At 40.6% G+C, this 12,193-nt stretch carries 14 protein-coding genes; 1 reads left to right on the top strand and 13 read right to left on the bottom strand.

What is annotated here, in order from left to right; all coding sequences use genetic code 11:
* Window positions 1–3: 3 nt before the first annotated feature.
* Both dapB and NSU11_RS10325 read right to left on the bottom strand, forming a co-directional pair.
* Window positions 4–807 (bottom strand): 4-hydroxy-tetrahydrodipicolinate reductase, encoded by an 804-nt coding sequence (dapB, locus tag NSU11_RS10320; protein ID WP_041109607.1) that lies wholly within the window; start codon window positions 805–807, stop codon window positions 4–6.
* A 5-nt stretch (window positions 808–812) separates the two neighbouring features.
* Window positions 813–1,148, bottom strand: coding sequence for a nucleotide pyrophosphohydrolase (locus NSU11_RS10325; RefSeq protein WP_342493574.1), 336 nt, complete (start codon window positions 1,146–1,148; stop codon window positions 813–815).
* 137 nt (window positions 1,149–1,285) lie between these two features.
* Between NSU11_RS10325 and NSU11_RS10330 the strand changes: the two genes are divergently transcribed.
* Window positions 1,286–2,158, top strand: a complete 873-nt coding sequence (locus NSU11_RS10330; protein ID WP_024422789.1) for a YitT family protein — start codon at window positions 1,286–1,288, stop codon at window positions 2,156–2,158.
* A 30-nt stretch (window positions 2,159–2,188) separates the two neighbouring features.
* Here the strand turns inward: NSU11_RS10330 and ypjB are convergent, their stop codons facing one another.
* The 11 genes from ypjB to hisC all read right to left on the bottom strand — a co-directional run bounded on the left by ypjB (window position 2,189) and on the right by hisC (window position 12,188).
* On the bottom strand, window positions 2,189–2,992 hold the full coding sequence (ypjB, locus tag NSU11_RS10335; RefSeq protein ID WP_024422790.1) for a sporulation protein YpjB: 804 nt from the start codon (window positions 2,990–2,992) through the stop codon (window positions 2,189–2,191).
* 65 nt (window positions 2,993–3,057) lie between these two features.
* On the bottom strand, window positions 3,058–3,651 hold the full coding sequence (locus tag NSU11_RS10340; RefSeq protein WP_024428102.1) for a DUF1405 domain-containing protein: 594 nt from the start codon (window positions 3,649–3,651) through the stop codon (window positions 3,058–3,060).
* Between the two features lie 100 nt (window positions 3,652–3,751).
* Window positions 3,752–4,519 carry a menaquinol-cytochrome c reductase cytochrome b/c subunit gene (locus tag NSU11_RS10345; RefSeq protein WP_024422792.1) on the bottom strand — a complete coding sequence of 256 codons (768 nt, stop codon included), beginning with the start codon at window positions 4,517–4,519 and terminating at the stop codon, window positions 3,752–3,754.
* 41 nt (window positions 4,520–4,560) lie between these two features.
* The gene (gene qcrB / locus NSU11_RS10350) at window positions 4,561–5,235 is read right to left on the bottom strand and encodes a menaquinol-cytochrome c reductase cytochrome b subunit (protein WP_003215804.1); all 675 of its coding nucleotides are present in this window, start codon (window positions 5,233–5,235) and stop codon (window positions 4,561–4,563) included.
* Between the two features lie 2 nt (window positions 5,236–5,237).
* Window positions 5,238–5,744, bottom strand: coding sequence for a ubiquinol-cytochrome c reductase iron-sulfur subunit (locus tag NSU11_RS10355; RefSeq protein ID WP_007500911.1), 507 nt, complete (start codon window positions 5,742–5,744; stop codon window positions 5,238–5,240).
* A 144-nt stretch (window positions 5,745–5,888) separates the two neighbouring features.
* On the bottom strand, window positions 5,889–6,335 hold the full coding sequence (locus tag NSU11_RS10360; protein WP_056767126.1) for a YpiF family protein: 447 nt from the start codon (window positions 6,333–6,335) through the stop codon (window positions 5,889–5,891).
* A 61-nt stretch (window positions 6,336–6,396) separates the two neighbouring features.
* Window positions 6,397–6,936 carry a ReoY family proteolytic degradation factor gene (locus NSU11_RS10365; protein WP_008344562.1) on the bottom strand — a complete coding sequence of 180 codons (540 nt, stop codon included), beginning with the start codon at window positions 6,934–6,936 and terminating at the stop codon, window positions 6,397–6,399.
* 75 nt (window positions 6,937–7,011) lie between these two features.
* Window positions 7,012–8,283 carry a tetratricopeptide repeat protein gene (locus NSU11_RS10370; RefSeq protein ID WP_056767128.1) on the bottom strand — a complete coding sequence of 424 codons (1,272 nt, stop codon included), beginning with the start codon at window positions 8,281–8,283 and terminating at the stop codon, window positions 7,012–7,014.
* A 280-nt stretch (window positions 8,284–8,563) separates the two neighbouring features.
* Window positions 8,564–9,850 carry a 3-phosphoshikimate 1-carboxyvinyltransferase gene (gene aroA / locus NSU11_RS10375; protein WP_056767130.1) on the bottom strand — a complete coding sequence of 429 codons (1,287 nt, stop codon included), beginning with the start codon at window positions 9,848–9,850 and terminating at the stop codon, window positions 8,564–8,566.
* A gap of 10 nt (window positions 9,851–9,860) precedes the next feature.
* On the bottom strand, window positions 9,861–10,976 hold the full coding sequence (locus NSU11_RS10380) for a prephenate dehydrogenase (protein WP_056767439.1): 1,116 nt from the start codon (window positions 10,974–10,976) through the stop codon (window positions 9,861–9,863).
* 114 nt (window positions 10,977–11,090) lie between these two features.
* Complete coding sequence (gene hisC / locus NSU11_RS10385; RefSeq protein ID WP_056767132.1) at window positions 11,091–12,188, bottom strand: histidinol-phosphate transaminase; 1,098 nt, start codon at window positions 12,186–12,188, stop codon at window positions 11,091–11,093.
* Window positions 12,189–12,193 lie beyond the last annotated feature (5 nt).

Below are 12,193 nucleotides of genomic sequence, written 5' to 3' on the forward strand. Positions count from 1 at the left end.
TTATTAGTCGATGATATTTTCTAAACCATAAACGAGCTGATCAATGTGCATGACCTGCTCTACTGAAAGCTTCACGCCTGACATAAAGGATGCACGGTTATAAGAATCATGACGAATGGTGAGCGTCTGTCCGTCCATTCCAAACAGCACTTCTTGATGTGCAATCATGCCAGGAAGTCTCACGCTGTGCAGACGGATACCATCATAATCTGCTCCTCGTGCACCTTCGATCAATTCTTTCTCTTCTGGATGTCCCTGCTTTTTGCTTTCTCTTACTTCTGCAATCATTTCAGCCGTTTTTAAGCCCGTACCGCTTGGGGCATCTAGTTTTTTATCATGGTGAAGCTCAATGATTTCAACGTCAGGAAAATAATTCGCTGCCATTTTGGCAAATTTCATCATTAAGACCGCACCGACAGCAAAGTTTGGTGCAATAATACAGCCTATGCCCTTTTCTTCTGTTAATTGCTGAAGCTCTTTTAGGTCATCTTCTGAAAATCCAGTTGTTCCGACGACTGGACGCACGCCATGTTCAAGTGCTTTTTTTGTATGTACTTTCCCGATTTCTGGTGTTGTTAAATCAATTAATACATCTGGTGCTGTTTCTGAAAGACACACATCAATATCCGTATAAATTGGCGCATGAGATGTCGTATGAATCACATCAGATAATTTTTTTCCTTCATGCGTGTGATCAAGTGCTGCCACCAGCTCAAAATGGCCTGTTTCTTCCGCCAGCTTCACAGCCTCTATCCCCATTCTTCCTCTTGCTCCAGCGATTACTACTTTGATGGTTTCGTTCGTCATCGTCTCTACTTCCCTTCTATTTTCGTCCAGCGGTCTTTATCTCTTGTGTTGAATTTATGCATCACACGATCATGTGCTTCTTCTAGTGAAATATCAAGTGAATTAGCAAGGCATGTTAACACAAACAAAACATCGCCAATTTCTTCTTCCATGCTTTTTTCTGTTTCCGTTGTTTTTTTCGGCTTTTCTCCATAGTAATGGTTAACCTCTCTTGCCAGCTCCCCTAATTCTTCTGTCAGGCGGGCCATCATGGCAAGCGGGCTGAAATAGCCTTCTTTAAATTGTCCTATGTAATCATCTACTTCTTGCTGCACGTGACGCAGCGTTTTTTCTTTCGTCATGAAGCTCATCCTCCTATCCATCTCTTACATGTTAGCGAAATCATAAATATTTGACAAATGTTTAAGACTCAGTTTGCTTGTTTCTCTCCCATACCATATAATATTATCGCTGTCTAAGCAAAAAAAGGAGTGGTCTCTTGCTAAAAGAAATTCGTCTTAAAAATATCGTATTTATTTTAATAGGATCTGCGATTTTTTCTTTCGGTCTTGTTCATTTTAATATGCAGAACAATTTGGCGGAAGGCGGATTTACAGGTATTACACTGCTTTTATATTTTCTATTTCACATTGACCCATCTATTTCAAACCTTGTCTTAAACATTCCGATCTTTTTTATAGGCTGGAAAATGCTCGGCAGAACGATGTTTACTTATACAATTGTAGGAACAGTGAGTCTTTCTGTCTTTCTTGCCATCTTCCAGCGCTTTCAAATACATATGCCTCTCCAGCACGATTTAGCCTTAGCCGCCCTCTTTGCAGGTGTATTTATCGGAACAGGCCTCGGAATCATCTTTAAATTCGGCGGTACAACAGGCGGTGTGGACATCATTGCAAGACTGATCAACAAGCATTATCAGGTGGCAATGGGACGAACAATGTTCATCTTCGACGCATGCGTCATTACCATCTCTTTGACCTACTTAAATTATAAAGAAGCGATGTATACACTTGTCGCAGTGTTTGTTGCTGCGAAGGTCATTGACTTCATGCAAGAAGGCGCTTACGCTGCCAAAGGCGCCATGATTATCTCTGAAAAAGATGACATCATTCAAAAGAAAATCACAGATGAAATGGAGCGCGGTGTCACCATCTTAAAAGGGGTCGGTTCCTATACGAAACAGGAGCGCAACGTTCTTTATTGCGTCGTTCCGAAAAACGAGCTTGTCCACCTTAAAAGCGTCGTGACCTCAGTCGATCCTCATGCGTTTGTATCTGTCAGTGACGTGCATGATGTACTCGGTGAAGGCTTTACATTAGATGAACACAAAAAGCCGCTCAATCCGCATTAAAAAAGAAGCACCAGTTTTGGGCTTCTTTTTTTATGATTTAGGATAATCAGCCTGACGTTTTTGCTTCTTTTCTTTTTCTGCACGATATTTCCGAAATCCAACATACGTTAACGTTAATAAAATGATACTCCCGGTTGTTAAGATGACCCATAAAAGCGATGGATCCGCTTCATCTTCATCGACGTGAGCAAACACACTCGATAAATCCTCTTCCAGCTTCGTGAGACGTTCAAGCTTTGTCCCACTTGATGCTTTTAAAAATTCACCTTGCTCAATCACTTCCATGTGCTGCTTAATTGTCTGCAGCTTTTCAGGCGAAATATCAATGGTTAAACTTGGATAGATCATATCGTATAAAGAAACCAGCTCATTCCAAGTTTCATAAAATGTCGTCGATTCTGGATCTTTTACTTCTTTTTTCAAAGTAGGAAAAGAGCCCATAATAGGCTTCTCCAGCGAACCCCAAAGAGGCTCAGAATCCGACTGGATCGCATCAAGCAGCATTCTAAATTGAGAGGCATAACGAAGCTTTTCGCGCTCATTCAATTCTTCCTGCGGCAGCCCTTTTATCATATCTTGATAGCCAAGTGTAATTTGCCGAATCTGCGTATTCGTCAAAGTTCCACGCCAATTCTCAGCTTTAAATGTCTTTTCAACATACAATGCGACTTGTAACGCCTCATCATATTTAGCTTGTCTCGTTAATTGAAAGATGGAATCTGATAGTTCCGTTAATTCTTGCAGCGTGTTAGCAGCTGTTTCCTCACCTTTGACAACTGCTGGCTGTAATACGAGAAAAAATAATAGAATCATCGCGATTGGCTTTCGTTTCATGCAAGTCCCTCCTAGCCCTTCTCCTTACAGCGTATGAAGAAAAGGACAAGGTTAGACCAACATTGTTAAGGGAGTTCCAGCTTGACCGATTTTTTCGATAGAACGAGATAATACGAAACAAGAAGAACCGCAATACTTAGCCAAAACGTCACGTAGCCGATCTCGTTTGAGTAAGCAGACAGCATAGAATAACGGGGCATCATACCAAATACATAATCAATTACATCATTATGTAAGATCCAAATGCCTGCTACCACGAGATGACGCATTTGAAAACGATAATATGGCGCAAACAATACAGCCTGAACCGCCATCGCAAAGTGAGACCCAATCAGCATGTATCCTTCCCACGGAAAATCATCAACAGATAAAAGCACAAAGATATTCATTCCTACTGCCCATAGCCCATATTTAATCAAGGTTACAAGAGCTAGTGCTTCAAAATAAGGAGCGTTTCGTTTCATCAAAAACGCAAGTAATACAAATAAAAAGAAAAAGCTGGCTGTTGGACTATCTGGTACAAAAGCTAAAAAGACAGCCGGCGTCTCTACGAGCTGCGGAATATACCAATAGTAGCCATACACAGTGCCAAGGAAATTGATCATAAGCACCAGCACAAGCATGTAGCGCGTCGCTAGCAAATATTGAATCCATCTCATATGTCTCTTCACTCACGATCTGTTAAAATCAGAAAAAAGCTGACAGCGCCAGCTTTTTCTCTTTTGAGTATATCCTTGTACTTGCATTTAAACAACTGAATTATTTTGATTTGACCTCAGATAAATATTTAGAGAGCTTCTCAAGTTCTTCATCACTGCCTTTAAAGACACCCTTCGGCATGTTGCCTTTTCCTTCTACAGCGATTTTAGCGATCTCCTCAGGCGAAAGACCGTTGTCAACGAGTGACGGTCCAGCTGCTCCGCCCTGCATGTTATCCCCGTGGCAGGAGATACATGTCTGCTCTTGATAAATTTTATACTCTTCAGCTGAAGTATCAATCTCTGCTTCTTTCTTAATCTCACCTTGTTTTGCCGCTGCTTCCCAATCATGAGTTGCAACAGACTCCCACGTTAAATATGTTGCTGCGCCGACTGCAAGAATCATCATCCCGACTGCAATTGGTCTTCTATACGGTCTGCGTTCTGGACCTGAATCAAGAAATGGTGCGAGCAAAAGTGCACCAAACGCAATTCCAGGCATAATCATCGCGCCGACGACAGTGAAGTTTCCTGCAGCAAATTCATATTTTAATAACTGGTACAAAAATAGGAAATACCAGTCTGGCAGCGGAATATAGCCAGTATCTGTTGGATCAGCCATCCGCTCAAGCGGAGGCGCATGAACAACAGTTAGGACAAGAAATCCAATTAAAAAAACGGCACCTACAAGCCATTCCTTTAAAAGAAAGTTCGGCCAAAAGGCTTCTGTTTTTCCCGGATATTCGGAATAGTCTTTAGGTATGTTAGGTTTTCTTTCTGCCGGTATTCTGGAATCTCCGACAAACTTCATCCCTTTTCCCCTATGCAAAGTCATCCCCTCCTCATTGAACATTCATCAAACGCAGCATTTTATAGCGGTCCAGAAATTCCTTGCTTACGAATCATAATAAAGTGGGCAGCCATCAGCCCAAATAATGCCGCTGGCAAGAAAAAGACATGGATAGCGAAAAATCTCGTCAGCGTTTGTGCCCCTACAATGTCAGGATGACCTGCAAGCAGCGTTTTGATCTCTTTACCAATGAAAGGTGTTGCTTCTGCTATTTGAAGACCAACCTTCGTCGCAAACAGCGCCTTCATATCCCATGGTAAAAGATAACCTGTAAAACCAAGTCCAAGCATCACAAAGAAAATGAGCACACCAACAATCCAGTTCAGCTCTCTAGGCTTTTTATACGCCCCTTGGAAAAAGACCCTTAGCGTATGTAAAAACATCATCACGATGACTAAACTCGCACCCCAGTGGTGCATCCCTCTGACAATCTGGCCAAATGCCACTTCATTTTGCAAATAATAGACAGATTCCCAGGCATTTTTAATATCCGGCACGTAATACATCGTTAAAAACATGCCCGAAAGGACTTGAATGACTGTCACAAAAAACGTTAAACCGCCAAAACAATACACAAAAGCGGAGAAATGATGTGCTGGGTTGACGTGCTCTGGCACCTCGTGATCCGCAATATCTCTCCATATTGGTGTAATGTCCAGCCGCTCATCTACCCAATCGTAAATCTTGTTAAGCATCGTTACCCTTCCCCTTTCGGCACAGCTTTTCCAAGATAGAGGTATCCGTCCTTCACTTGCTGCTTATAATGGTCAAGCGGTGCAAGCGGTGGAGTTCCGGGTACGTTTGTACCATCCTTGTCGTACAGCCCATAATGGCACGGGCAGAAAAATTTGTTTGGATTTTTCGGATCACTGTTCCAGTTCACTGTACATCCTAAATGTTTACAGATTGGCGATAAAGCGACAATTTCATCCCCTTCTTTGTACACCCATGCTGACCTAGATTCCTTTGACTCGTACCATGCATCTACTTGATCAATTTTAAAGTCAAAGCGCTTCGGTTCCTTTGTCAGTTCATCTACACTGACAACTTGAACCATATCCTGATCCTCTGTTCCTTTTAGCACAGGGTCAAGCGCAAAGCGAACCATAGGCATGAGCATTCCAGCGGCCATAAATCCCCCCACGCCGGTCAACGTGTAATTCAAAAATTGACGCCTGGACACTCCATGTCTCTTCTCGCTCATTTTTTTCTCCCCCCCTCAGGTCGTCAGCTACTTTATAACTGAATTAGAAAAAATTTCATAAAACTAGGACACCCTCATAATATATCAATCTATTCACAAGGTCAACATTCTAAAAAGCTATGTACAATGCAAATGTAAGGGTTTTTATGAAGGGTTCCATTTTTGTAACAAAAAGTTCAAAATTTGTTCTACACTGTCTTGAATGACTTTTTGCTTTAATTCAACCTTCAAATGCTCCAGCGGAACCGGCTTGAGCAAAAATAGCGATTCACTGATCTCAGTATGCTCTTTCCACTGGTGATCAGATGTGATCAATACGACATGCTGAAAATGATCCTTGAGCGACTGCTTCATTATGAGTATATCTTCTTGTTTCCGGTCACTCACTTCCAAATATGTATGTGGCGGAAAAAGAAAAACCCGCCCTTTTAACTGTCTTTCAAGTTCATCTGCTACAAGAATAGTAAACTCTCCTAAAGACACGGTTTGTTTCATTTGATCCGCATCAATCCCAACTAATGGAATGATAGCGGTATCAATGTAAGCTTTAGATTGCAAAAAGCGATCCGCGTCCTCTGATTGAAACCTCATCAATTTCCCCTCTTTCATGACATAAGCCCTGCCTGTGTAGGGCAAGGCTTATTCGTTCAGTTTATGACAATAGGCTTAATTCTTTTGCCAGCTTATTAAATGTTTCTTGATCATGACGGTCAAGTGCTTCATCTATCTCTTTCATGAGCCGTTCTTTTTGGAAAGTTGCGATTGAATGCTCAAGCACTTTCTCAGCAAGATCCTTATCTTTTTCGTTCTCATAAAGATCCTTTGGAATATGAGGATTTGTTTCAAGAACAGCTGCATATTCCGGCGAACGATAAGCAGAACGGAAATTCAATTGAATAAACAAATCCTGCTGTTTATTCAAACGAATATCATGAAATGACTTTTCAGCATCTGTCGTCATGATGTTTTCTTTATAAAATCTAAAGGGAACTTCATCCACACAGTGTGTTGACATGATGATTCCCCTTGGGCAAAATTCTGCTTGCTCTACAAAATGAACCTTTTCCATCAAAGAGTCGTGACTCATTAAATAATTTAATATCCAAACACACTCTCTTCGCTTTAGCTGATAATGGTTTAAGAACCACCGGATAAATTCCTTTTTTTCATTGACAGAAACAGGGGTCTGCATGTTATTCCCTCCTCTATCGTAAATTAAATTGCTATACATGAATTATTCAACAAACCAGTTCTTCATTCCTGCAAACTATAAGGAAATTTCGTCTTCAATTCTTAAAATCGTTTCTTCAATTTCTTCATTCGTGCCATCTTTCTCTAGAACTTTGCGTAATAACGGCAATGCTTCTTTTTGTCTGCCCTCTTCTAAAAGGAACGAAGCGTATTCATATAAAAAGTCACGCTCCTCATCAAAATCAGGCAGGGCAAGCTTGAAATACTCGGCAGCTTCTTTGTATTCTTCTCGCCCGACAGAAGCAGATGCAGCATACCAATTCCATTTTGGATCATCTTCCCCAAAGCTTTTAACCTCTTTAATAACATCCAGAATTTCATCAAACAGCTCTTCATTTAAATAGATCGCCAGCAATGTTTGAACTGCTTCAATATAACCCGGATCGAGAGCAAGTGCTTCTTGAAGCAGTTTTTTCGCATCTTCTGAATCCCCATTTTTCAAATCAATCTTAGCACCATATAAATATAATTCTTTGTTATACTCATCAACTTTAATACCCTCTTTTACTACTTCTAAAGCCTCGTGATATAGTCCTTCTTCCTCATAACTTTTCGCTAAAGGCATATAAAGTGACGAATAGGACGGATCAATATCTTTCAGTTCTGTAAGCTGCTGAATGGCTGTTTTCGTTCTGCCAGCCCTCATTGCTGTAAATCCGTAGCCAAAAAGAGTATTTGGGTCTGCTTGATCTTTTACTGCCTTTTCGTACCATTCAAGTGCATCCTCAAATTCTCCAGCTGTGCTGAGCGATTCAGCGAGCCGCTGATACACATTGACACCGCCAACCTCATGCTGCTGATCTGCCACTTTGTAGAAATAATCGGCCGCTTTTTTTGAAAGGCCTTGAGAAAAATACAACTCACCTAATGCAAAATCGATGATGGCTTCATTCGGAAGTAGTTCTTTCGCTTTTAAAAGCTTTTGTTCACTGACTTCAAATAGTCCTTGCATTTGATACAAATCTGCCATTAACAATAAACTCTCTGGGTACGCATCATCATCTTCAGGAATCGTTTCTAATACTGAAATCGCCTTCTCTTCTTCATCAGAGTCAATCAACAGCTCTGCATAAAAACATGTTAAACCTGTTTCCTCTGGATATAAATCATGTAAATCACTGATGAGATGCCGTGCTTTATCGATATCTCCCCAATCATAATATAATTGAGCCGCTTGCGCCTTTTCTTCATCATGCAAATGCTTCTCTGCTTGAGCAAGTGTTTGGAGTCCTTTTTCAGTCTCACCCGCCTCAACTAATTTTATGGCTTCTTGTAATGAACTATTCAAATCAAACCGTTCCTTTCTGTTTCCAAAAACCTAAACTATTGTTACTTCATATCATAATCGACAGGTACACATCCAGCAAATATGTTGCTCTTTTAAAATGAACCCATTTTTGTGTTTTAAAGACTGTTTTTCATTTCATCCTATACGAAACTGATGATTTGTAAACTGCAGACACTATTTTCATCGGACAAAATGTTTTTTTTCAAGGTTTCACCTTGAGACAAGCTATGCTATATTTCTGACAAATATGCAAAAGGAAAGAAAAAGCCTGAGGACCTCCTCAGACTGTTTTCGTTAAATATTCAATGTGTTCAAAGAAATTCGGGTATGAGACACGAACAGCATCTGTATCTTCAATCTCAATTGCTTGCTTTGTCACACATGCGGCAATTCCCAGCATCATACCGATACGGTGATCTCCGTAGCTTGAGACGACTGCGCCGCCTTGAAGCGTTGTTTTACCATGAATCTTCATACCATCATCTGTTGCTTCAATATCAGCACCGAGTTTTTTAAGTTCTGATACGACTGTATCAATTCGATTGGTTTCTTTAACTTTTAACTCAGCAGCATCTTTAATGATCGTTGTTCCTTCTGCTTGGGTCGCAAGAAGCGCAATAATCGGAATTTCATCGATGAGTCTTGAAATCATGTCACCAGAAATTTCAATCCCTTTTAATGATGAAGTAGAAATCGTTAAATCACCATACGGTTCTCCGCCTTTGGCATCTACTTCATTGATCTCAAGGTTTGCACCCATAAGTTTCAGCACATCAATAATACCTGTTCTTGTTTTGTTTAGCCCGACATTTTTTAAGACAATCCGGCTGTTAGGAACGATTGATCCAGCTACAAGGAAAAATGCAGCTGAAGAGATGTCTCCAGGAACAAATATATCTGTTGCTGTTAATGTCTGGCCGCCTTCAATGGAAACACTTTGTTCATCTTCATCTAGTTTTACACCAAACATAGAGAGCATTCTTTCTGTATGATCTCTTGATTTATGTGGTTCAGTTAATGTTGTTGTACCCTCTGCTTGCAGCCCAGCTAAAAGGACAGCCGACTTAATTTGTGCACTTGCCACCGGAGACTCATAAGAGATGCCTTTTAAATGACCGCCACGAATAGACAGTGGTGTATACTCGCCATTTGCTCTGCCGTCTATTTTGGCTCCTAGTTGTTTCAGCGGATCCGTCACACGTTTCATTGGTCTTTTGGCAATACTCTCATCACCAATTAGTGTACTGTGAAACTCACAACCAGCTAATATTCCCATCATTAATCGAATGGTTGTACCAGAATTGCCAACATCGAGAATGTCAGACGGCTCCTTGAGCTCTTTCAGTCCTTTACCATGAATGACAACATCTGTCCCTTTTTGTTCAATTTCAACGCCCATCTTTCTAAAGCAATCAATCGTACTTAAACAGTCAGCTCCAGGAAGAAAGTTTTTCACTACTGTGGTCCCTTCAGCAATTGCACCAAACATCACTGATCTATGTGAAATAGATTTATCACCTGGGATATGAATTTCTCCATTCATAGGAGCATTTTTATGAATTTTCATGTTTGTCACCTCAGTCAGCATAAAATGTATCGTAATTCGCTCTATTTTTTATACAGATTTCTGCACGCTTGCGGTCGTCGTCTGTTTGAAAACTAATGCGTAAAATCCCATTAATGTCTTCCCGCGTCTCAATAATACGGATATTTGTAATACTAATATTTTCACTTGCTAGATGCCCTGTAATCTCCGAAATGACCCCAGGGTGATCCGGAACATCGACATACAGATCATAAAAAGCAGGAATGGCTCCTTTTTTCCTTAGAGGCAGTCCATCACGATATTCCTTTGCATCTTGAAAATAAGAGAACAATCCTTCAGCATCTTCTTGCTCTACGAAGGTTTCAATGCGGTTAATCTCTTTTTTCCATTCATGAAAACGGTCTAAAATCTTGTGTTTATTGTGCAGCAGGATATCCCTCCACATTGCAGGATTGCTTGAAGCAATTCGTGTGATATCACGAAAGCCTCCAGCAGCAAACCGTTTAACAAGTGGGAATTGTTCTTCAAAATGATGTGCTTGATGCACAAGGCTGGCTGCAACAATATGAGGAAAATGGCTAATTACACTTGTCACAGCATCATGTTCTTCTGGTGTCATCTCGATGAAATGAGCATTTGTCCCCTTTAACAAATCCATCAACCGATCAACAGCTTGGCGGTTTGTTTCCTTTGCAGGCGTTAAAATGTAGAACGCATTTTCAAATAAGAAGTCTTTTGCTGCAATAACACCTGACTTATGAGAGCCTGCCATTGGATGTCCACCAATAAATTGGTACTGCTCAGGCAGCGCTTTTTCAGCAAAATGGACGACCTTTTGCTTTGTGCTGCCGACATCAGTGATTGTGAGCTCTCTTTCAATTCCAGAGTCTGCAATATCACTAAGCATCTTTACTGTTTGCTGGACAGGTGTTGCCAAAATAATGGTCGAAGATTCTTTTAAACCAGCCAGAAACGAATCAGCTGTTGCATCAATAATTCCCAGCTTTGTTGCAGCAACCATTTGCTCTTTGGAAACATCAAATCCTACAATTTTTTTATGAGGATACTCTTTTTTAATCGAGAGTGCAATGGATCCCCCAATTAAACCGAGTCCAGCGATTAATATTGTTTCGTTTGCATCATTCATATTCATCACCTGATTTTTCACGAAAATTAAACAACCTATTTCAACAGCTTATATGTATTGAGGTTGGTACAATGAAAGCCATATCCTGCCTTAGGATATGACTTTATGGTTATGCTACGCACGAATGCCTTGCAGTAAATCGGCAAGTGTACTTAGAATGTCTTCATTTTGCTCTTTTGTTCCGACGGTAATACGTAAAGAAGTCGGAAAACCAAGTGCTTTCCCGGAACGAACAATGTAACCTTTTTTCAATAATGCATTGAACAATTCATCTGCATCTCTTTTAAAATCAATCAGCACAAAGTTTGTTTGAGATGGATAGATATATAGTCCAAAACGGTCTGCAAAATCTTGATATTGCTTGAGACCTGCTTCGTTTTTTTGTCTGCATAATTGTATGAAATCTTGATCTTTGATCGCTGCACGAGCAGCTGCCTGAGCGATACGGCTGGTATTAAACGGCTCTCTCGCTGGTTCAATGGCAGTAATCAGCTCTTCTGATGCAATTCCGTAGCCTACTCGAAGCGCTGCAAGTCCATATGCTTTAGAAAACGTTCGAAGGACAATGACATTTTGATAATTGTGTAATAAAGATAAACTGTTTGGAAAATCTTCCGCACGAACGTATTCAAAATACGCTTCATCTAGAACAACAAGCACGTGAGCTGGCACTTCGTCTAAAAACGCCACAATCTCAGATTCTGACAAATGATTTCCTGTCGGGTTATTTGGATTACATACCCAGACAACCTTCGTGTTTTCATCGATCGCATCCAGCATGCCCTTCAGATCGTGAGCTCCTCCTTCTAAAAGAGGCACTTCTCGAATTTCAGCATGTTCAATCACTGCATTGTGACGGTATTGCGGAAAAGATGGAGATGGGATGACGGTATTTGTATGTTGGTCAAGGAATGCTCTCGCAATAATTTGCACAAGTTCATCTGAGCCGTTCCCGAAAATTAATTGCTTTTCACTTACCTGAAGAAACTCAGCAAGCTCCGTTCTTAAACTTGCGCTGTATCCATCAGGATAAATCGCTAAATGTTCGAGCTCAGCTTGTATTGCCTCTCTTGCATGTACAGAACATCCAAAAGGGTTTTCATTTGAAGCCAATTTCACAATTTTGTCTAATTGATATTCTTTTTTGACCTCTTCAATTGGTTTCCCAGGTTGATACGGTTTTAGCTGTTTTAATTGATCTTTGATTTGCAAAATGT

The organism is Bacillus sp. FSL R5-0712, assembly GCF_038593285.1.
In the GTDB taxonomy this organism is placed as follows: Bacteria; Bacillota; Bacilli; order Bacillales; family Bacillaceae; genus Bacillus; species Bacillus safensis.

Bases quoted from the DNA above. Each gene is read 5' to 3' on its own strand.
- dapB (WP_041109607.1), bottom strand. From the start codon at position 807: ATGACGAACGAAACCATCAAAGTAGTAATCGCTGGAGCAAGAGGAAGA.
- NSU11_RS10325 (WP_342493574.1), bottom strand. From the start codon at position 1,148: ATGACGAAAGAAAAAACGCTGCGTCACGTGCAGCAAGAAGTAGATGAT.
- ypjB (WP_024422790.1), bottom strand. From the start codon at position 2,992: ATGAAACGAAAGCCAATCGCGATGATTCTATTATTTTTTCTCGTATTA.
- NSU11_RS10340 (WP_024428102.1), bottom strand. From the start codon at position 3,651: ATGAGATGGATTCAATATTTGCTAGCGACGCGCTACATGCTTGTGCTG.
- qcrB (WP_003215804.1), bottom strand. From the start codon at position 5,235: ATGCTTAACAAGATTTACGATTGGGTAGATGAGCGGCTGGACATTACA.
- NSU11_RS10355 (WP_007500911.1), bottom strand. From the start codon at position 5,744: ATGAGCGAGAAGAGACATGGAGTGTCCAGGCGTCAATTTTTGAATTAC.
- NSU11_RS10360 (WP_056767126.1), bottom strand. From the start codon at position 6,335: ATGAGGTTTCAATCAGAGGACGCGGATCGCTTTTTGCAATCTAAAGCT.
- NSU11_RS10365 (WP_008344562.1), bottom strand. From the start codon at position 6,936: ATGCAGACCCCTGTTTCTGTCAATGAAAAAAAGGAATTTATCCGGTGG.
- aroA (WP_056767130.1), bottom strand. From the start codon at position 9,850: ATGAAAATTCATAAAAATGCTCCTATGAATGGAGAAATTCATATCCCA.
- NSU11_RS10380 (WP_056767439.1), bottom strand. From the start codon at position 10,976: ATGAATGATGCAAACGAAACAATATTAATCGCTGGACTCGGTTTAATT.